The organism is Roseovarius aestuarii, assembly GCF_019966515.1.
Taxonomy (GTDB): Bacteria; Pseudomonadota; Alphaproteobacteria; order Rhodobacterales; family Rhodobacteraceae; genus Roseovarius; species Roseovarius aestuarii.
Genome location: NZ_JAIMIB010000005.1, coordinates 124,441 through 143,788 on the forward strand (window position 1 = coordinate 124,441; position 19,348 = coordinate 143,788).

The window sequence follows — 19,348 nt, forward strand, 5'->3', positions numbered from 1 at the left end:
CGCCAGTGATACAAGGCCGACGCGCCGGGTCAACGAATTAGGGTGGGTTTCTCTTCAATCGCAACGGTGATAGGCAACGGGCCGAAACCCGAACCAAGGACATACGAACAACGCATGATGAGGTATCGCGCCGATATTGACGGGCTTCGCGCGGTGGCTGTTCTGCCGGTTGTCGCTTTTCACACCAATCTCGGGTTGAGCGGTGGTTTTGTCGGCGTCGACATATTCTTCGTTATTTCCGGTTTTCTGATCACCTCGATCATCTTTGCCGACGCAAAAACCGATAACTTCTCGATCATAGAGTTTTATGAGCGGCGCGTGCGACGGATCATTCCTGCCCTCTTCGCCGTAATCTTAGCAACCGGGGTTTTTGCCTATGCTCTGATGATCCCAAGCCATCTCTATGACTTCGCGCATAGCGCCGTCGCCTCGACCCTGTTCCTTGCCAATGTCTGGCAATATTTATCGCAGGGCTATTTCACCGAAGCGGCCGAACTAAAACCACTGCTTCACACCTGGTCATTAGGCATAGAAGAGCAATTCTATATTTTCTTCCCACCGCTCTTTGTCTTGCTTGTCCGTCGCACCGGTGCTGCGGTAACGGCGGCATGCATCGCGTCGCTGGGCCTGATCTCTCTGGCACTCTCGGTCTGGGCGCTTGACAATGATCCAGATGCCGCCTTCTACCTGCCGCAATACCGGATCTGGGAACTGGCGCTTGGCGCAACTCTCGCGATCGCAATATCCGAGGGCTGGCTGGATCGCCTGTTGCGCGCGCCCCTTGCAATGGCTTCCCTTGCATATGTCGGCCTTGCGCTGATCATCTGGCCGGTTGTCAGCTATGATGCGGAAACCGCTTTCCCCGGAATCGCCGCCCTGCCACCTTGTCTGGGCGCGGCGGCCCTTATTGCCAGTGGCAGCTATATCCGGACACCCGTTGCGCGTCTTCTCAGACTTGCGCCCTTTGTCTTTATCGGCAAGATTTCCTATTCACTCTACCTGTGGCATTGGCCGGTTATTTCGCTGTATTTCTACGTTAATGTCGATGACCTCACCCTGGGGCAAAGTCTTGTCTGCATTGTCTTGTCATTCGTGCTTGCCATCGCTTCTTGGCGCTATATCGAGCGTCCCTTCCGGCAGAGAACCCAGATTTCACGCGGCAAAATCTTTGTGGGATTTGTTGCCAGTACCGCACTGATCATCGGGGCGGCAAACATCGTGACGAAATTTAATGGATTTCCCGACAGGATGCCTGAAGATGTCGCATCCGTCCTAGCGCCTGATGGTCTGCTGCATGACCGTCGCGATTGCCACCGGGTCGACCCTCTGCGCGCCCGGAACGGCGACGTTTGCATCCGCGGCGATCTGTCAGCGCCGCCCAGCATCATGCTGGCCGGTGACAGCCACGCCGACGCCATCAGCCCGGCGTTTTTCGAAGCTGCCGGCCGAGCCGGTCTTTCGGGCTATCACTACACCGCGCCAGGGTTTCTACCGCTTGTCGGTGTCACTCGGCCCGGCAAACCCGACTGGCTTGCCCAAACCGACGCAATGATCGCGTTTCTGAAGAAAAGACCGGAGATAAAGACGATCTACATCACCCGCCTGTGGCTGGTGCAGATGACCGGGCAGTCCTACCGGCACGAAGGGCGGATCTGGCAGGACGCCGCCTATGACGGCTCGGGCACGGCCTATAACCCGAAAGCGACCATCCGTGGCCTGACTGCCCTGGCAAATATCTTTCCGGACCGCCGCTTCGTCTTATTCGACGATATCCCTGTCGGCGATGAACTGGATCTGCGAACCCATGCGCGGCTTTTGCTTTACGGGGACAAAACACATCTCTCCAACCTGGGGCTGCCTGCAACCGAGGAACGCGAACAACGCGCCCGTTATGAGCCTTTGTTGCAGAACCTGGCCGCGACATTGTCCAATGTGGGCTATCAGAGCATCTTTACCTCGCTTTGCGGCCCCGATATCTGCCCGCTCTACGATGGAACCACCCGACTTTACCGAAACGGCGACCATCTAAGCAGCGACGGCGCGCTGAGCCTTACAGGAATTGTCTATGACAGCTTCTTTTCAACAACCTCGAACTAGGACGCGACATCAATGAGCAAAAGCCTGAAACGCGTAATCCACGCCTTGCAGGAAGCCGGGATCGACATTGAACCGCTAGAGATTGGTCAGGCAACCACCGCTCGTATGGCCGCCGATCTTGTGGGCTGTCAGCTGGACCAGATTGCCAAGTCAATCATCTTTCGGGGCGAAACGAGCGGCGAGGCGCTGCTGTTCATCACAGCGGGTGGTAACCAAATCGACCCTGCGAAAGCCAGCGCGCTTGCCGGAGAGATATTGGGCAAGGCTGATGCCGCCCTGATCCGTGCACAGACCGGTTTTGCCATCGGTGGCGTGTCACCCGTCGGTCACCTGACCCCGCCGCGCGCCTATTTTGATCCGCGCCTGCTGGATTTCGAAACAGTCTGGGCCGCCGCCGGAACGCCCCGGCATGTCTTTGCTGCCGCGCCCGCTGATCTGCTGCGCATTTCCGGCGCCGTAGAACAAGCTTTCACGGTCTGAAAGGGATACGACAAAAAGCAGAGCTTTACACCCGATACCTGAAGTTGGAGCTTGCGATGCACCGCCTGCGCCACCACCTCATCCTGATCACCATCCCGAGGACATCATGCTGAAATTCACCAATCTCGCACTGCTTGTCCTCTTTCCCGTCGCATGGTTTGCGCCACTGATGCGCGCTGGCTTGGGCCTGCCACTTTTCGACCTGAACGAGATCAGCGTGATCTCGGGCCTTCAAAGCCTATGGGAAAGCGATGTTTTCCTTGCCCTTATGGTAACATTTTTCGCCCTGTTCGCCCCCTACCTGAAGACCCTCGGGCTTGCGCTCATTCATTTTGGGCTGATGCGGCGCAAGATATTGCCGGTGCTGCATGTGCTGGGCAAGCTGGCAATGGCCGACATTTTCCTGATTGCGCTCTACATCACGCTGTCAAAGGGCATTGGTATCGGTAAAATCGAGACCGCTTGGGGTCTTTACCTGTTCACCGGCTGCATCCTCATATCTATCGCAATAGGATTTCTTACAGAGAAGCGTAATCAAAAGGTTACGCGGTAAACCTCATGCAACCTTTCGAGGATGTGTTACAACTTTATAGCGTAAAGTGAACGGTCGCGAGCGGCCAAACCTTGCGATTTGGCAGAATTCCACCGCCAAATCGACTATATTCGATTTGTGTTTTTATTAATTTCGGGGGTTTTGTGATGTCTGAACAATCAAAAGCTATCATTCTCAGGATGGCCACACTGGCCAATGTTGTGGGCATGATCACATTGGCTGCATTTGCCGCAGCCCTCACCATCGTCACGGCGCTTGCCGCGGCAGGAATATTGCCGTGGTTGGAAATTCAGGCCAGCTTTGGCGGCATCGCGTATGAAAACACCGGCAAGATTGCCCAGATCGGGCTGACTGTGCTGATGCTACTGCTCACGGTCTACCTCCCCTCGGCGCATCGGGTATTACGGCTAGAGACCTCACATCGGCGATTTGAATTGGGTATGCATGACGTCGCACAAGCCTATGCTGTCGCCCATGCTTCCGATCGGGCCGGACTGTTTCATACATCCTCCGAATATGATGCGGTGCGCGAACGTATGATCCACCTGCGCAATCACCCTGATCTGCAGGGGTTCGAACCGGATGTTCTTGAAGTCGCGGCGCAGATGTCGCGCGTCAGCCAAGACCTGGCAGCGACCTATTCGGACGAAAATGTCGAGCGTGCTCAAGCCTTCCTCAAGGCGCGCCAGCAGGAAGTCGATGATTTCAATGCGCGGATTGATCGCGCCAAACAGGTGACCTCGGAATTGGCGAAATGGAAAAATGACCTCGATGCCGACGAAAGCGTAGCCGCCAGCCAGCTCGCGCGCCTGCGCAACACGTTGGCCGAGATCGTACCCGAAATCATCGGGCCGGATGCCGAAAGCTCTGGTGGCGACACCCGCGTCGTTCCGCTGCCCAGATACGCCGCCGAATAGTACCGCTCACGGAAACCGAATAGGCATTTGACCGGCCCTGTCCCTTGAGGCATCAGGGGGGCATGGCAAAGTCGAGCACATTCACCTGCACCGCCTGTGGTGCGGTACATTCCCGATGGTCCGGTCGCTGCGATGGCTGCGGAGAATGGAATTCCATCGTCGAAGAGGCGCCGCTGACCACCGGACCCAAGTCGAAAAGCCTGGGCGCCAAACGCGGCACCCCCATCCCGCTCAGCGATCTTGCGACGGATGAGGCCCCACCACCACGAACCTGCTCGACCATAACCGAGCTTGATCGGGTGCTCGGCGGTGGCCTTGTGCCCGCCAGCGCCATCCTTGTGGGTGGTGACCCCGGCATCGGCAAATCAACGCTTTTGTTGCAGGCCGCCGCGCGCTTCGCGAAATCCGGCCTGAAAACCATCTATGTCTCGGGCGAGGAGGCCACCGCACAGGTCCGCATGCGCGCCCAGCGTCTGGGCCTCGCGGACGCACCGGTAAAACTGGCCGCCGCAACCTCGCTGCGCGATATTCTGACCACGCTTGAGGCCGAAGCGCCGGGTCTTGTGATCATCGATTCCATTCAGACCATCTGGTCCGACACCGTAGAAAGCGCACCGGGCAGCGTGTCGCAGGTCCGCGCGGCGGCCCATGAACTGACCAGCTTTGCCAAACGCAAGGATGTCTCGGTGATCCTGGTGGGTCACGTCACCAAGGAAGGCCAGATCGCCGGCCCCCGCGTGGTCGAGCATATGGTCGATACGGTGCTTTATTTCGAAGGTGAGCGCGGCCATCAGTTCCGCATCCTGCGCGCGGTCAAGAACCGGTTTGGTCCGGCCGATGAAATCGGCGTGTTCGAGATGACGGGTGCCGGTCTGGCCGAGGTTGCCAACCCCTCGGCGCTTTTCCTGTCGACACGCGGCACTCCCAGCCCCGGCAGCGTGGTGTTTTCCGGCATCGAGGGTACACGGCCCGTGCTGGTCGAATTGCAGGCACTCGTCGCCCCCACCCCGCATTCGCAGCCCCGACGCGCCGTCGTCGGCTGGGACGGATCGCGCCTGGCAATGATCCTAGCGGTGCTGGAATCGCGCTGCGGCATCCCTTTTGCGGGCTTGGATGTCTATCTCAATGTCGCCGGGGGATTGAAAATATCGGAACCCGCCGCCGATCTGGCGGTTGCGGCGGCCCTGCTTAGTGCCCGCGAAGACACAGTTTTACCCGCAGATACGGTGGTTTTTGGCGAAATCAGTTTGTCTGGCGCGCTCAGACCGGTAGGACAGACAGAAAACAGGTTGAAAGAAGCCAGAAAACTTGGTTTCACGTCGGCCATCGCGCCCGCCGGGGGTAAATCGACCGGCGATAGCGGGATGGAATTGTCGCTGATGAGCGATCTGACGAGTTTTGTGGGTGACAAATTCGGCGCAGGTTAAGCGCCTCGAGCTTGAGGAAGAGCAGGTATGGACGGCTTTACCATCATCGACGGCGTTGTTGCGCTGGTTATCGTCTTGTCGGCGCTGCTGGCCTATTCACGCGGTTTCATGCGCGAGGCACTGGCCATCGCAGGCTGGATCGCGGCAGGTATTGTCGCTTTTATCTTCGCGCCACAGCTGGAACCGCTGGTCAAGGAAGTGCCCGTTGTCGGTGAATTCATCGCGGATAGCTGTGAATTGTCGATGATAGCAGCCTTTGCCGTGGTCTTTGCAGGTGCATTGATCATCGCTTCCATGATCACACCGCTGTTTTCGTCTTTGGTGCAACGCTCCGTGCTTGGCGGGCTCGATCAGGGTCTCGGCTTTGTCTTCGGCGTCGCGCGCGGCGTGCTTTTGGTGGCGATCGCCTATTTCGTCTACGAAACGGTGATCACCTCGCAGAACATCCAGATTATTGACGACAGCCGTTCGGCCCGTGTCTTTGCGCGGATGACCGAACAGGTTGAAAGTGGCAATCCCGAAGAGGCACTGGGCTGGATCACCAAGCAGTACGAACAACTGGTTGGTCAATGCGACAAGCCGGTGATCGAATAACCTTTCCCGACCGCAGCGAGCACTTAACCCGCGTCCGAACCCCGCGAGTCAGCTGATCGTATGCTGTTTAGACCGCCCAACCGGTGGTCTCGAAACCGGTGTCCTCACCCCATAAACGACATCACGTCACAAATGCAGCGAATTGTTTAAGTTTCGTGACATACCGCGCCCGAGCCCTTATGTACGGATCAAATCGCGATCACACGGATTCGGAGCTGCCTGCCTTGTCCAAACAGATGCCACCCGCCCATCCCTTCGATGACGATAAACTCCACGAGGAATGTGGCATATTCGGTGTTATCGGCGTCACCGATGCGGCCAATTTCGTAGCCCTAGGCCTGCACGCCCTGCAACATCGCGGACAAGAGGCAGGCGGTATCGTCTGCCATCATCCCGAACACGGATTCAACTCGGCCCGCCGCTTCGGTTATGTCCGCGATAACTTTACCAAGCAATCGCTGATGGAAACCCTGCCGGGAGCCCTCTCCATCGGCCATGTGCGCTATTCGACCGCAGGTGGTAAAACCCCGGTGATCCGCGACGTGCAACCCTTCTTTGGCGAGTTCTCTATGGGTGGTGCTGCCATCGCCCATAACGGTAACATAACCAATGCCGACGCCCTGCGCCGGGAACTGATCGAACGCGGTTCGATCTTCCAATCCAATTCCGACAGCGAATGCATCATCCACCTGATGGCGCGCTCCTTGCAACGCACCATCCCCGAGCGGATGGAGGACGCGCTGCGACGGGTCGAGGGGGCATTCTCGATCGTGGCCATGACCCGGACCAAGCTGATCGGTGTGCGCGATCCCCTAGGCGTGCGCCCGCTGGTGCTCGGGCAGGTCGGCGACGGCTGGGTGCTAAGTTCCGAAACCTGCGCGCTCGACATCATCGGCGCCAAATATGTTCGCGAGATCGCACCGGGCGAAATGGTGGTCATCACCAGCAAAGGCGTTGAAAGCCACTACCCCTTCCGCCCGCAAGCCTCTCGCTTCTGCATCTTCGAACATGTGTATTTCTCGCGCCCTGACAGTATCATCGGCAATCGCAGCGTCTATGAAACCCGCCGCCAGATCGGCATCGAACTGGCCCGCGAAGCGCCCGTGGATGCCGATCTTGTCTGCCCGGTCCCCGATTCTGGCACCCCCGCCGCGATCGGCTTCAGCCACGAAAGCGGCATTCCCTACGCGATGGGGATCATCCGCAACCAGTATATGGGCCGCACCTTCATCGAGCCGACCGAGCAGATCCGCAACATGGGTGTGCGCCTCAAGCTCAACGTCAACCGTGCCCTGATCGAGGGCAAACGCGTGATCCTTGTCGATGATAGCGTCGTGCGCGGCACCACCAGCCGCAAGATCAAGGAGATGATACTAGATGCCGGCGCGGCCGAAGTGCATTTCCGCATCGCATCGCCGCCCACTGCCTGGCCCTGCTTCTACGGCGTCGATACGCCAAACCGTGAAAAACTCCTTGCCGCCACTATGAGCGAAGAGGAAATGCGCGAACATCTTGCCGTCGACAGCCTCAAATTCATCTCGCTCGACGGGCTCTACCGCGCCGTGGGCGAGGCGAAGGGTCGTGACACCAAATGCCCGCAATATTGCGACGCCTGCTTCTCGGGCGAATATCCGGTCACGCCGTCGGACATGATCGAAAAAGGGTTCGAGTTGAAAGCCGCCGAGTAGGCATCGCGCACGGACATCACCACGTTTTTCAGACGCGGCCTACCACCTCGACGCGGCGACGCCCGGTCAGGCGTCCTGATCCGAGCTTAGCTGCGGTATCGCCGGGTCCGGGCATTCGTCCAACTCGATCGGAAAGGGCTCGTTCGCTCCCAAACCGGCCAGCGCCGGGAATGGTTTCGAAACCTCGGTCTGATCAAAGGGTAACTGGTTGAACCAGCCTTTCGCCGCGACGATCGTTAACGCCTGAAAAACAGTATCCACGTTCAGCTTCCGGCGGATCGAAGATTGCAGGGCCTTGTTTGATCCATAGCCTGCCGAAATCTCCAACGCCTCGGTCGGGTCGGGACTGCTGGCCAATGTATAGAGAAAGCGAAGTTCTTTCATCGAAAGTGTATCATCCGGCAGCGACGGGCCGCGCGACGTATAGCAGAAACTGTCCACCGCCAGATGTGCGATGAACTGCAGATCGTAACCGTTCAACCTGACAAGCGCATCCACCTTTTCTTTGGTGTTCGCGGTCGAGAACGAAACGCCTATACGGGCGCCATCCTTTCTTGAGATCGAGAAGCAAAGCCCGTTCCGCCCGACCCCAAAGTTCTCTGCATCTTCCCAGAAACTTTCAATCATCGGCGCATTAGAATGAAGCTCCGAAAACAGAAACCACCCATCCTCCGACGCTGATCGGGCAATTACCGGATCTATAAACTGATAGGATTTTTCCTGATACCGCGCGACCCAGCTGTCCTTGAACGAGGTGCAGATGCGTGACCTGAACGCCCCGCTTGATCCCTGCTGGATAACGAAGATCGCAAAGTTCTGAAATCCGGTCGCCGAGGCAGCCTGCCACATCAGTTCGGACAGTTCCGTAAGATTGCCGCATTCCGACAATTCTTCGCCAATGTCGCACAGCTCGTCCGTCCGATAGGTGTGGACACCGCTGTTTTCAATCAGTTCGGCGATTCGCCTCAAATCTCGGATTGTCTCTTCTGAGAGAGCGTTTCTTGACCAAAATGCGTCCTCAAGGACCGCCTGTACCCAGTGTTTCATCTTCGCTACCTACTTAGTTAGATAGCTTTCTAATGATCTCATTAAGTTAACATAGGCTGAATTCCGCCGATCAATACGTATAAAATAGGCTGAAACCAGCACAATATCTTAACTGCGTGCGTTAACTTTCCCCTCAGCAGGCCGCCGCATAATGCCATTTTATCTGGCGCGGTGCGCGACCCGCCGATTAATGCCAATTAACGATATCACGCTTCCAAAGTCTTACATTTTCGTCAACCTTCCGTTCAGCTTGGTAAACGATACAAGTTGAATTAATTCCCTATAAATAAAGGCTTATCTTGTCGTTAATCGGCCTGGCCCAAGCATCACCTCGATAAGAACAAGAGATGAACATGCAAACGTTAATCAGTACCCACCGCAATCTACCACAGAGTTTGAATAACAGCGTTTTCGTGGACCGCGGACGCCAGTTTGTCGATCGTATGAAGTGGGATCTTTGCGTCACACCGCAGGGTTATGAAATTGATGAATATGATGACGATGACAGTACCTATCTGATGGTGCACCGCTTCGGGCGGCACATGGGGTCATGCCGGGTACGCCCCACCACCAGCAACACTATGATCACCGACCACTTCCTGCAGTATTTTCCCGACGCCTGCGACTTTCTTCGTATGCAAAAACGCCGCATATACGAGCTGACACGATTTTGCCGGGCTCAGGATATCTCGGTCGAGGAAAGCAAGGTCATGCTGAAACATCTTGCGGTCCTGCTGGATGGCTACCGTGACCGAAACAGATTGACGGGCTTTGTCGCGGTGGTCTTCCCAAAGGTTGCACGCTTTCTCGATTCCATCGGTGTACGCTACATCCTGCTGTCAAAATCGACGATGGACGGCAACCCGGTCTACATGATCTGCATCACCCATGCGGTGAAGGTCGACGACGCACCGACGCGCACCGCTTCCGTCGCCACCTTGCCGGTTCGCCGGCTTTGCGAACTCGCCGCCTGATACTACCGCGATGGTGGGCAAAACCCGAGCGGGTTTGGTTCAGCCATCGCGGCGCGCCAAAACCTTGCGACATAAGCGCGGATTTATGTGTCGAGACGATGTTGCCAGCGTAAGCAGCTCGGCAGCGCGCTGTTCTTACGCCGATACACCTCGTCTTGCATCCATGACCTCGGACAGGTTTGAAGGGGCCACGGCGAACGAAACCTTGGCCGCAAGATCGCTGGCGATCATCGCCTCAAGAGCCAGCTTGAATCGAGAGGACCTGGTACTACGTCGGCGTAGATCATCATAACCCCATTGCAGCACTTCCGACCCCGCCGCCAGCACCGTGATCGCAGCGCTTTGCCGCCCCGTTAAAAACGCCACCTCGCCCACGAACGTCCCTCGGGGTAGCGAAAACTGCGCGCCCAGTTTCTCAACCTGGGCCGAGCCGTTAATGATATACAAAAGGTGTTGCGTGGCCTCCCCTTCGGTCGCCAGATGGAAATCCTCCACCGTTGTGAACCGCTCCGCCCGCTTCACCAGCGATCGGAAATCACCGGGTGTCAGATTCGAAAACAGCGGATAGATATCGCGGTGCTTTGACGGGACCACCAGATGCGACCGCTGCGCCAGAAGGCTCAGCAATCCGATCAGATTGGCCGCGCCCATCACCAGCGATGTATAGATCGCCTCCCACAAAGGTACCGCCGCAACGATCACGTAATACCAGATGTAAAACACTGTCCCGATCAGCAGCAAAAGCCGCAATATCACCTGATTGATCGTCAGATACCCCAGCACAAAGGTGCCGCCCGCGATCAATATCAACACCTCCGGTGTCAAAAGCCCGTCCATCCCCGTCCCCCGGTTCGTCATTTCCCCAGCGTCAACTAAATCCGCAATCTGCCGCAGAAATCAAAAGAATTCTTACACCGTTCATTACCACATCCCTGCCCGATCTGGTCACGCCATATTGCGCGCCCGGTCGCTGCCCTCTATACGGCGCTCATGCCTGATGACCTGACAAACCGCCCCGCTCTGCCGCCCGAAATAGCGCGTCGTCGCACTTTTGCGATCATCTCGCATCCGGATGCGGGCAAGACCACGCTGACCGAGAAATTTCTGCTTTTCGGCGGCGCGATTCAAATGGCCGGACAGGTCCGTGCCAAGGGCGAGGCCCGGCGTACCCGTTCGGACTTCATGCAGATGGAGAAAGACCGCGGCATTTCCGTCTCAGCCTCGGCAATGTCGTTTGATTTCAAAACTTTCCGGTTCAATCTTGTCGACACACCCGGCCACTCTGATTTCTCTGAAGACACCTATCGCACGCTTACCGCCGTCGACGCCGCGGTGATGGTGATCGACGGCGCGAAAGGCGTCGAAAGCCAGACCCAGAAGCTGTTTGAAGTTTGCCGATTGCGCGACCTGCCGATCCTGACCTTCTGCAACAAGATGGACCGCGAAAGCCGCGACACCTTCGACATAATCGACGAGATCCAGGAAAACCTGGCCATCGACGTGACCCCGGCAAGCTGGCCCATCGGCGTCGGTGCCGATTTCATGGGCTGCTACGACATGCTGAACGACCGGCTGGAACTGATGGATCGCGCCGACCGCAACCGCGTGGCCGAAAGCATTGAAATCAACGGGCTGGAAGATCCAGCGCTGGCCGATCACGTCCCCGCCACCCTGCTTGAGAAGCTGCGCGAAGAGGTCGAGATGGCGCGTGAATTGCTGCCAGAACTGAACCCGCAATCGGTGCTCGAAGGGCATATGACACCAATCTGGTTTGGCTCGGCTATCAACTCTTTCGGCGTCAAGGAACTGATGGACGGCATCGGCACCTATGGCCCCGAACCACAGCCGCAACGGGCCGAGCCGCGGCAGATTTCCCCTGACGAAACAAAGGTTTCCGGCTTCGTCTTCAAGGTGCAGGCCAATATGGACCCCAAGCACCGCGACCGCGTGGCGTTTCTGCGCATGGCCTCGGGGCATTTCAAACGCGGCATGAAGCTCACCCATGTACGCTCGAAAAAGCCGATGGCGATCAGCAATCCTGTGCTGTTTCTGGCTTCGGATCGCGAACTGGCCGACGAGGCCTGGGCCGGCGACATCATTGGCATCCCCAATCATGGCCAACTGCGCATCGGCGATACGTTGACCGAAGGCGAGGCGCTACGCGTTTCGGGCATCCCGTCCTTTGCGCCCGAACTTCTGCAACAGGCCCGCGCGGGCGATCCGATGAAGGCCAAGCACCTGGAAAAGGCACTGATGCAGTTTGCCGAGGAAGGCGCGGCTAAGGTCTTCAAACCCGCCTTCGGCTCGGGCTTCATCGTGGGCGTCGTGGGGGCGCTGCAATTCGAGGTTCTGGGCAGCCGGATCGAACTGGAATACGGGCTTCCCGTACGCTTCGAGGCGTCACAATTTACCTCAGCTCGCTGGGTGAGCGGAGAGCGGCAAGCCATTGATAAATTTACAGAGTCCAATAAACAACACATCGCCCATGACCATGACGGCGACGTGGTTTACCTGACCCGCCTGCAATGGGATATCGACCGGGTAGAGCGCGATTATCCAGACGTCAAATTGACAGCCACGAAGGAAATGATGGTCTGAGACGCCAGCGACACTTCCCGGATATCCGATCTGCGGGCAAAGTCGAGTTTTGATATCATATCTAATAGTTGTTCGGTTAGGCTCTTGGTGTGAGCGCCAACTTTAGACACATGGGTAATATCGCGATGACGTATTCCGGGGGCTGCCAATGCGGTGCTGTTCGATACAAAATAGAGAGTAAACCGGTTGTTGCATATTGTTGTCACTGCACGGACTGCCAGCAACAGTCCAGCAGTGCTTTTGGTATGTCTGTTTGGTTTCCAGTGGATGCATTTGAGCTAACGTCCGGAACTCTTTCGACTTGGAAAACAAGCGGCGACAGTGGGAATGAAAAGGTCTGCACCCTCTGCCCTGACTGTGGCACACGCATATATCATGCCTTTCCTGGGGAGTCTGATACGCTCAGCGTGAAGGGTGGCTCACTGGATGATATAAGTAAGATACCTCCAATCGCACATATCTGGACCAGAAGTGCTCAGCCTTGGCTCTTGCGGTATATCGTTGATGAAATTTGTCATGAGACCGAGCCAGATAACTTCGACCACCTCATCGATCACTTCCAAAGAAATTCGGACTAGTCACCTCCGTCTGGGCAAAAAGACACCATGCGGCCAGTCAGCACCAGGCTGGCTGCTTAACTGAAACATATCCGCGTTGCGTGTTTGCAAATTGATACACTGGACCGGATGACGGCGCGCCGCATGGCAATCGCGGTGTCGGCCAATCCTAGCGCCCATAGCTTGTCCGACGTCGCTCGCTTCTGGGTTGCGGTCGTGTGGGGATTTCCTTGAGAAGCCCACCGACCCCCATCCGGGCAATATCGGCGCTGGTCACTTCGACGCCGCAAACCACGCGCGACAATATCCAATCAGCGCCGTGCAACACCGGCGACCGAGCGCTGCCGGGCAGCCCGATTACCGGCCGCGCATCCAGCGCCCCGAGAAACAGCAGGTTGCCCGGGTCCACAGGCATTCCGAACCGCTCCAGCGCACCGCCTGCTAGCCTTAATGCGCCAGGGGCGGTATCTTCTTCGTCCGAGGTGGCCGATCCGGTCAGAACTAGAATAATTTCACCCTTGGCTTCGCGCAGCGCGCCAGCAATCGCTTGTTCGCTATGGGGACAGTTCACTGTCTCGATCAACTCTACTTCCAATTTTTTCAAACGATTAGAGATCGCTTCCAAACTTTTTCGCCCAACCCCGCCCGAAATATCACTGACTACCAGGCTTGCCGTTTTGCAGACCGGTCGCGACAGCGAGATGGCGCTGCGCAAAGCTTTAATCGCCCGTGCCACGGCCGTATTTGCCACGCCGTAAGGAATAATCTTGATCGTCGCCAGCATGCCGCCCTTGCGGAGCTGAGAGAACGGCGCAACCGTCGCGACAGTGATCGCCGGGTCAATGGCATTGGCGGCGTGAATCGCGCCCTCGTCGATCCGAACCACGCCGGGGTGCTCGGCGATCAAATTAACCCGCCCGGTAAACGCGGCACTCAGACGAGTTGCTTCACATCCGTCGGCCAGCGCGGTTGCCAGAGCCGTAGCTGCTTCATCCTCATGCAAATCACCGGTATCAAGCCGAGCGACCACAATGTCTTGATATCCGGCATCGGTCAGTGCCCCGAGGTGGGAGCGCTCCAGCCTCAAACCCTTGCGCAACCGCCCCTCGAGTAACCGCACCGAATGCGCCAGAATGGCGCCTTCCGCTGCGGCCACAGGCACGGGTCCAAATTTCATGCGCCCTGCCTCAGCACCTGGATCATTTCGGCAAGAATAGCGACCGCAATCTCGGAGGGGCCTGCCGCCCCGATATCCAGCCCGACAGGTCCCGAGATGCGCGCCAACTGTGTCGTCGTGAAGCCTTTCGCACTCAGCCGCTCCCTGCGTTTGGCATGGGTCCGGGTCGAGCCGAGGGCGCCGATATAAAACACGTTGGACGCCAGTGCCTGTTCCAGTGCCGGATCGTCTAACTTGGGATCATGGGTCAGCAGAACCAGCGCTGTCCGGCTGTCCAGCCCAAAGTCGCGCACCCCTTCATCGGGCCAGTCGTGTACCAGTTTTTCACCGGGAAATCGCGCTTCTGATGCAAAGCTCTCACGCGGGTCAATCAGTACCGGATCAAAACCCGCAATCCGCGCCATCGGCACCAGCGCCTGTGCGATATGCACGGCACCGACAACGATCAACCTCAGCGGCGGATTATGGATTGCAATGAATGTCTCGCCATCTTCTTCAAAACCTGACCGGTCCATGCGAAACCGAGTCTCATGCCCATCTCGGACCAGCGCCCGTCCGGCCGGGCCAGTGACATAGGCCACCGGTTTCCGCGCAGCGCGTGCTGACACCAGTTCTTCAAGCAAATGCAACGGCATGACAAAGCCCACAGGCTCCACCAAAACCCGGATAGTCCCGCCACAGGCCAGTCCTACAGCAAAGGCATCGCCGTCGCTTACCCCATATTCCAATATCACCGGTTTGCCCGTCTCGACTGCATCCAGTGCCTCGGCGACCACCGCGCCCTCTACGCACCCCCCCGATACCGACCCGGCAATCTGACCCTCGCCGGATATTGCCAGTTGGCTGCCCACCCGGCGCGGCGCGCTGCCCCAGGTCTCGACCACCGTGGCCAGGGCCGCCCCTTTGCCCTCACGATACCAGGCCAGCGCGATTTCAGGGATATCGTCAAAACGATCCATGTCAGGTATTCCTGCTTGCGTTACCGCGCTTGCCGGACGCAGGCGCGCCGAAAGAATGGCGGTCGCGAGCCGGAATATCAATCACTTACACGCAGAAACATCCCCTGCACTGGTCAACGTTTGGCGTTGCCTCTCGGAGTGCTAAGAAAAGTGCGCGGTAGCGCGCCTTTGGATCACCCTGGCCGCAGGAATGGCGCCTGGTGTTACATTTGCGCCAGAAGCCGTTGTTTTTCCCCGACATCCGTCGCACTAGAAATAACCATGGCCAGATCTTCCAGCGTGGCAATCGAATGTCCGGCGCGGAACGCATCGACATGCGGCAGCATCGCCGCGATGCCTTGCGCCTTGGGTACGAACCCGTCCCACCGCAGCAACGGGTTAAGCCAGATCAGACGCCGGGATGACAGGTGCAGGCGCTCGACTTCGCGGCTCAACCCATCGATATCACCACGGTCCAGCCCATCGGTGATCAGCAGCACCACAGCCCCCTGCCCCATGACCCGGCGCGACCAGTCGCGATTGAAGCTGTGCAGGCATTCTCCGATCCGCGTACCGCCCTCCCAATCCTGCGCATGTGCGCCCGCATCAGCCAGCGCATCGTCCACGTCACGGGTGGCAAGATGGCGGGTGATATTGGTCAGCCGGGTGCCGAAGGTAAAGGCATGCACCCGCGCCCAGCCCTGGCCTTTCGCGTTGGCTACCGCATGCAGAAAATGCAACACCATGCGGCTGTATTGGTTCATCGAACCAGAAATGTCGCATAGGACCACCAGATTAGGCCAGCGCGGTCGAGGCTTTTTCAACGCTATACCGGATATCTCGCCACCACGTCGCATCGCCCGTCGGATCGTGCGGCGCGCGTCGATGCCTCCACCCGCATGGCTGGGCTGGCCGCGGCGCGACGCCAGAGGTTTGACGGGCAATCTCAGCCGCGCCAGCATGCGTTTGGCCTCGGCAATTTCTTCCGCGCTCATCTGCTCGAAATCCAGTGTCCTCAGACGTTCTTCGCCGGACATGGTAGCGCTGGCATCCACCTCGATCAGCACCTCATCATCGGGCCTGTCATTGATCTCGGGCAGATCAATCTGGGCTCCATCCAGCAGCGCCTCTGCGGCGCGTCTTTCGGCGGATTGCGCGGCGCGATCCTCCTGCGCGCCGCGAAGCGCTGGCAGCATCATCGACATCATGTGTTCCATGTAACGCGGATCGCGCCAGTACAGCCGAAAGACCTGTGAAAAAACAGCGCGATGCTCGGGCCGGTTCACGAAACACGCGTGCAACGTCCAGAAGAAATCCTGCTTGTCAGCAAACCCGACCGCTTCAACCGCCCGGATCGCCTTGATCACCCGGCCCGGCCCGATCGGCAGGTCCGCACGCCTCAGCGCGCGTGCGAAATGCGTGATGTTATGGGTCAGCTTCGGATTTTCCGGCAAATCCAGATCAGTAAGAATATCCATCGGCACTAGTCGCCACCAACCGCTTTGGCGCTCAACTCATAGACCGATTCCCCGCCCAGGTTGTAGACCTTGACATAGATCCGGTCTTTATCTCCGACCAAGACTTGGCGATAGGTTGCGCCAACACTGGAAACGAATGAGGTGATATTTTGTTCGCGCCCGTCAAACAGCCGTGCGAATACCGAGATACGTCCCATCTTCTTAAGCCGGAACTCGACTTTGTTACTTGGGGAAAGCGATATCGGAACAACATACCAATCGCTTGTGCCGTCTGTCACTGTGCCGGTAACGACCGTACCAAAGCTTAGTTCATTTGCTTTTGCCAAACTATCATTTGGCTCGACCTCGGTGGTTCGGGCTTCTGCCGGAAGAGCCGTACCTGATACACCTGTTTCAGGGTCGGCAGATTGCGCTGTTTCCGCTGCCCCGTTTTCACCGCCCTCCGTCGCCGTTCGTTCCGGCACAAAAAGCGGCAAGGAAAGAAACACGGCACCGATCAGGAATACCAGCAGACCGGCCGACGAGCTTTCGAACTTCAGCCCAAACAGTTCGATTTTCGCCGTACCGGCCGTTTTCGGTTTCAACAGAAGAAACAGCCCTACCGCAGCAAACACCGCACCGGCAATCATCAATGTCGTCAATCGTATTCCGTCTAGGGCTTCAAAATTCATGCGCGCCCTCCGAGTGCTGTATAAGTAGTCTATCGCAACTTGAGCGGGCAAACCAGCTTCAGGCCGCATCCAGCCCTGAACGTGCCTCTTCCATTATCCGCTTAGCTTCCGAGCCCTGAAGTTTCTGGATATCATCCTGATACTTCAGGATCGCGCCCAGCGTGTCGGCGATGACTTCGGGGCTGAGCGTGATCACATCAAGCGCCAGCAGGCATTTGGCCCAGTCGATGGTTTCGGCCACGCCGGGCTTCTTGAACAAATCCTCGGTACGCAGCCGCTGGACAAAGGCCACGACTTCTCGGCTAAGTGCCTCTGCCGCCTCTGGTGCGCGGGATTGCAGGATGTCGATCTCACGCTCGAAGCCCGGGTAATCCACCCAGTGATAGAGACAACGCCGTTTGAGTGCGTCATGCACCTCACGCGTGCGGTTCGAGGTGACGATCACGATCGGCGGCTCCGGTGCAGAAATCGTGCCAAGCTCGGGGATCGTCACCTGAAAATCGCTGAGTGCTTCCAGCAGGAAAGCCTCGAACGGCTCATCGGTGCGATCCAACTCGTCGATAAGCAGCACCGGCGCGCCGCCGGGTTGGGGCCGCATCGCCTGCAGAAGCGGACGTTCGATCAGGAACTCCTCGGTAAAAAGCTCGTCCTTCAGATGGGCCCGGTCAACACCGCCTGAAGCTTCAGCCGTACGAATCGCAATCATCTGTTCGGCGAAATTCCATTCATAGACGGCCGAGGAAGCATCAAGCCCCTCGTAACATTGCAACCTGATCAACCTGCGGCCCAACCCGCTGGCCAGTGCCTTGGCAATTTCGGTCTTGCCGACGCCGGCCTCGCCTTCCAGAAACAGCGGCCGGCCTAAAGTCAGTGCCAAAAAAACCACCGTTCCCAAGGACCTGTCGCAGACATAGCCCTGCCCGCCCAGCATCACCTCAACCTCGCCAATCGAACCCGGTATATCCATCAAGCGTCTCCTCTTGCTGCAAGCACTGCATGGGGCCACCCGCGGCGTCAAGCACACCTCTGCTATTAGGCGACTCAAATCTGTCGGATTCCGCTTGGAATTTGCGTCAAATATCCGGATGATGGGGCGTGTTAATTGTCGACCAGCACGAGCGTGCCGGTTAAAGGTGACGAGGGCCTACTGAAATGAAGGATGTACCGGACGGGTACGAAACGCCGCTCAGAGATCTGGCATGGCACGACTGGCTGGAGAATCTGGAGCGGATCACGGACGACGACGGGTATACGGAACGTCTGGGCGGTCAGCATGCCGCCATTCTTGTCGAGGAAAAACCCACGCTCCTGGTCACCTTCGAAACCCACCAGACCATAAATGCGCAGTCCGAACTTGGCCATCCAATGGGCTGGGAAATGGTCAAGGCGTTGGGCTGGTCACATCTCTGCGTTGTCAGTGACGGAGACACCTGGTTTCGCGACAAACATGTCTATGGCTATTTCGACCGTCTGGTCGATGACGGGTTTTTGGAAGATTTCGATCAGGTCATATTCTACGGTGCTGGGCTCTGCGGCTATGCCGCTGCCGCCTTTTCAGTAGCGGCGCCCGGGGCACAGGTCCTGATATTGCAACCTCAGGCCACGCTTGATCCCGGTATGGCAGAGTGGGATCAACGGTTTCGCCAGATGCGCCGGGTTTCTTTCACCGACCGCTACGGTTATGCCCCTGACATGCTTGAGGCGGCAGATCAGGCATTTGTGCTCTACGATCCGGAAATTACCGAAGATGCGATGCATGCCGCCCTTTTCGCCCGCGCCAACGTCACCCGGTTTCGCATGCGGCATATGGGAGTGGAAATGGAACAATCGCTGATCCGCATGAATGTTCTTTTGCGGGTCATCGCCCAGCTCAGCGCGAGAAAACTCACCCGGCATCGGTTAGCACGGCTGTTTCGGGCGCGTCGTGATGACCCCGGCTATCAGTTTCGCCTGCTCAAGCGCCTTTCGACCGATAACCGGCCCTATCTGGTGATGCTTTTGGCCGGAAAGGTACTGGAGAAACGCGAAGCGCCAGCCTTTCGCAAAGCCTATTCGCGCGCCCGCAACAGGCTGGGCATCCACAGCACCGGATGACTATCGCGGAAATTAACCTGCGAACATATCTGGCACGCCGGAACGCGATTGTGTAAGT

18 protein-coding genes are annotated in these 19,348 nt (G+C 57.7%); 11 read left to right on the forward strand and 7 right to left on the reverse strand.

Annotated features, from left to right (window positions below; all coding sequences use genetic code 11):
- Window positions 1-117 precede the first annotated feature (117 nt).
- The 7 genes from LC334_RS08880 (at window position 118) to purF (ending at window position 7,756) form a co-directional block, all read left to right on the forward strand.
- Window positions 118-2,097 (forward strand): acyltransferase family protein, encoded by a 1,980-nt coding sequence (locus LC334_RS08880; RefSeq protein ID WP_223412925.1) that lies wholly within the window; start codon window positions 118-120, stop codon window positions 2,095-2,097.
- A 12-nt stretch (window positions 2,098-2,109) separates the two neighbouring features.
- Entirely contained in the window at window positions 2,110-2,577 is a 468-nt protein-coding gene (locus LC334_RS08885) for a YbaK/EbsC family protein (protein ID WP_085800126.1), read from the forward strand.
- Between the two features lie 106 nt (window positions 2,578-2,683).
- Window positions 2,684-3,130, forward strand: a complete 447-nt coding sequence (locus LC334_RS08890; RefSeq protein ID WP_085800125.1) for a paraquat-inducible protein A — start codon at window positions 2,684-2,686, stop codon at window positions 3,128-3,130.
- Window positions 3,131-3,276: 146 nt separating this feature from the next.
- Window positions 3,277-4,047 (forward strand): DNA repair protein, encoded by a 771-nt coding sequence (locus LC334_RS08895; RefSeq protein WP_085800124.1) that lies wholly within the window; start codon window positions 3,277-3,279, stop codon window positions 4,045-4,047.
- A 62-nt stretch (window positions 4,048-4,109) separates the two neighbouring features.
- The gene (gene radA / locus LC334_RS08900; protein WP_085800123.1) at window positions 4,110-5,474 is read left to right on the forward strand and encodes a DNA repair protein RadA; all 1,365 of its coding nucleotides are present in this window, start codon (window positions 4,110-4,112) and stop codon (window positions 5,472-5,474) included.
- A 27-nt stretch (window positions 5,475-5,501) separates the two neighbouring features.
- The gene (locus LC334_RS08905) at window positions 5,502-6,068 is read left to right on the forward strand and encodes a CvpA family protein (RefSeq protein ID WP_085800122.1); all 567 of its coding nucleotides are present in this window, start codon (window positions 5,502-5,504) and stop codon (window positions 6,066-6,068) included.
- Between the two features lie 236 nt (window positions 6,069-6,304).
- Entirely contained in the window at window positions 6,305-7,756 is a 1,452-nt protein-coding gene (gene purF, locus LC334_RS08910) for an amidophosphoribosyltransferase (RefSeq protein WP_085800233.1), read from the forward strand.
- A gap of 66 nt (window positions 7,757-7,822) precedes the next feature.
- Here purF and LC334_RS08915 read toward each other — a convergent pair whose 3' ends face one another.
- A complete protein-coding gene (locus LC334_RS08915) occupies window positions 7,823-8,725 on the reverse strand; it encodes an autoinducer binding domain-containing protein (RefSeq protein ID WP_176237672.1) in 903 nt (300 codons plus the stop codon).
- 431 nt (window positions 8,726-9,156) lie between these two features.
- On the opposite strand from LC334_RS08915, the gene LC334_RS08920 reads away from it, so the two are divergent.
- Entirely contained in the window at window positions 9,157-9,777 is a 621-nt protein-coding gene (locus LC334_RS08920; RefSeq protein WP_176237671.1) for an acyl-homoserine-lactone synthase, read from the forward strand.
- Window positions 9,778-9,912: 135 nt separating this feature from the next.
- On the opposite strand, the gene LC334_RS08925 is transcribed toward LC334_RS08920, so the two are convergent.
- Window positions 9,913-10,614 (reverse strand): cyclic nucleotide-binding domain-containing protein, encoded by a 702-nt coding sequence (locus tag LC334_RS08925; protein ID WP_085800119.1) that lies wholly within the window; start codon window positions 10,612-10,614, stop codon window positions 9,913-9,915.
- A gap of 153 nt (window positions 10,615-10,767) precedes the next feature.
- Here LC334_RS08925 and LC334_RS08930 point away from each other — a divergent pair, with 153 nt between their 5' ends.
- Both LC334_RS08930 and LC334_RS23265 read left to right on the forward strand, forming a co-directional pair.
- Window positions 10,768-12,375, forward strand: coding sequence for a peptide chain release factor 3 (locus tag LC334_RS08930; protein ID WP_085800118.1), 1,608 nt, complete (start codon window positions 10,768-10,770; stop codon window positions 12,373-12,375).
- Window positions 12,376-12,500: 125 nt separating this feature from the next.
- Window positions 12,501-12,953 (forward strand): GFA family protein, encoded by a 453-nt coding sequence (locus tag LC334_RS23265; protein WP_223412931.1) that lies wholly within the window; start codon window positions 12,501-12,503, stop codon window positions 12,951-12,953.
- Window positions 12,954-13,101: 148 nt separating this feature from the next.
- Here LC334_RS23265 and LC334_RS08940 read toward each other — a convergent pair whose 3' ends face one another.
- The 5 genes from LC334_RS08940 to LC334_RS08960 form a co-directional block, all read right to left on the reverse strand.
- Window positions 13,102-14,109, reverse strand: a complete 1,008-nt coding sequence (locus LC334_RS08940) for a molybdopterin-binding protein (protein WP_085800116.1) — start codon at window positions 14,107-14,109, stop codon at window positions 13,102-13,104.
- The gene (locus tag LC334_RS08945) at window positions 14,106-15,068 is read right to left on the reverse strand and encodes an XdhC family protein (protein WP_085800115.1); all 963 of its coding nucleotides are present in this window, start codon (window positions 15,066-15,068) and stop codon (window positions 14,106-14,108) included. The genes LC334_RS08940 and LC334_RS08945 overlap by 4 nt, the downstream gene beginning before the upstream one ends.
- A 203-nt stretch (window positions 15,069-15,271) precedes the next feature.
- Entirely contained in the window at window positions 15,272-16,525 is a 1,254-nt protein-coding gene (locus LC334_RS08950; protein ID WP_085800114.1) for a vWA domain-containing protein, read from the reverse strand.
- A gap of 5 nt (window positions 16,526-16,530) precedes the next feature.
- Entirely contained in the window at window positions 16,531-17,265 is a 735-nt protein-coding gene (locus LC334_RS08955; protein WP_223412926.1) for a hypothetical protein, read from the reverse strand.
- Complete coding sequence (locus LC334_RS08960; protein ID WP_085800112.1) at window positions 17,255-18,163, reverse strand: AAA family ATPase; 909 nt, start codon at window positions 18,161-18,163, stop codon at window positions 17,255-17,257. The genes LC334_RS08955 and LC334_RS08960 overlap by 11 nt, the downstream gene beginning before the upstream one ends.
- A gap of 185 nt (window positions 18,164-18,348) precedes the next feature.
- On the opposite strand from LC334_RS08960, the gene LC334_RS08965 reads away from it, so the two are divergent.
- Window positions 18,349-19,290 (forward strand): phosphoadenosine phosphosulfate reductase, encoded by a 942-nt coding sequence (locus tag LC334_RS08965; RefSeq protein ID WP_085800111.1) that lies wholly within the window; start codon window positions 18,349-18,351, stop codon window positions 19,288-19,290.
- Window positions 19,291-19,348 lie beyond the last annotated feature (58 nt).

What these genes read in the sequence shown, in the direction of transcription:
- LC334_RS08955 (WP_223412926.1), bottom strand. Translation starts at nt 17,265, where the DNA reads ATGCGGCCTGAAGCTGGTTTGCCCGCTCAAGTTGCGATAGACTACTTA.
- LC334_RS08930 (WP_085800118.1), top strand. Translation starts at nt 10,768, where the DNA reads ATGCCTGATGACCTGACAAACCGCCCCGCTCTGCCGCCCGAAATAGCG.
- LC334_RS08940 (WP_085800116.1), bottom strand. Translation starts at nt 14,109, where the DNA reads ATGAAATTTGGACCCGTGCCTGTGGCCGCAGCGGAAGGCGCCATTCTG.
- LC334_RS08945 (WP_085800115.1), bottom strand. Translation starts at nt 15,068, where the DNA reads ATGGATCGTTTTGACGATATCCCTGAAATCGCGCTGGCCTGGTATCGT.
- radA (WP_085800123.1), top strand. Translation starts at nt 4,110, where the DNA reads ATGGCAAAGTCGAGCACATTCACCTGCACCGCCTGTGGTGCGGTACAT.
- LC334_RS08925 (WP_085800119.1), bottom strand. Translation starts at nt 10,614, where the DNA reads ATGGACGGGCTTTTGACACCGGAGGTGTTGATATTGATCGCGGGCGGC.
- LC334_RS08960 (WP_085800112.1), bottom strand. Translation starts at nt 18,163, where the DNA reads ATGGATATACCGGGTTCGATTGGCGAGGTTGAGGTGATGCTGGGCGGG.
- LC334_RS08965 (WP_085800111.1), top strand. Translation starts at nt 18,349, where the DNA reads ATGAAGGATGTACCGGACGGGTACGAAACGCCGCTCAGAGATCTGGCA.
- LC334_RS08895 (WP_085800124.1), top strand. Translation starts at nt 3,277, where the DNA reads ATGTCTGAACAATCAAAAGCTATCATTCTCAGGATGGCCACACTGGCC.
- LC334_RS08890 (WP_085800125.1), top strand. Translation starts at nt 2,684, where the DNA reads ATGCTGAAATTCACCAATCTCGCACTGCTTGTCCTCTTTCCCGTCGCA.
- LC334_RS08905 (WP_085800122.1), top strand. Translation starts at nt 5,502, where the DNA reads ATGGACGGCTTTACCATCATCGACGGCGTTGTTGCGCTGGTTATCGTC.
- purF (WP_085800233.1), top strand. Translation starts at nt 6,305, where the DNA reads ATGCCACCCGCCCATCCCTTCGATGACGATAAACTCCACGAGGAATGT.
- LC334_RS08885 (WP_085800126.1), top strand. Translation starts at nt 2,110, where the DNA reads ATGAGCAAAAGCCTGAAACGCGTAATCCACGCCTTGCAGGAAGCCGGG.
- LC334_RS08880 (WP_223412925.1), top strand. Translation starts at nt 118, where the DNA reads ATGAGGTATCGCGCCGATATTGACGGGCTTCGCGCGGTGGCTGTTCTG.
- LC334_RS08920 (WP_176237671.1), top strand. Translation starts at nt 9,157, where the DNA reads ATGCAAACGTTAATCAGTACCCACCGCAATCTACCACAGAGTTTGAAT.
- LC334_RS08950 (WP_085800114.1), bottom strand. Translation starts at nt 16,525, where the DNA reads ATGGATATTCTTACTGATCTGGATTTGCCGGAAAATCCGAAGCTGACC.
- LC334_RS23265 (WP_223412931.1), top strand. Translation starts at nt 12,501, where the DNA reads ATGACGTATTCCGGGGGCTGCCAATGCGGTGCTGTTCGATACAAAATA.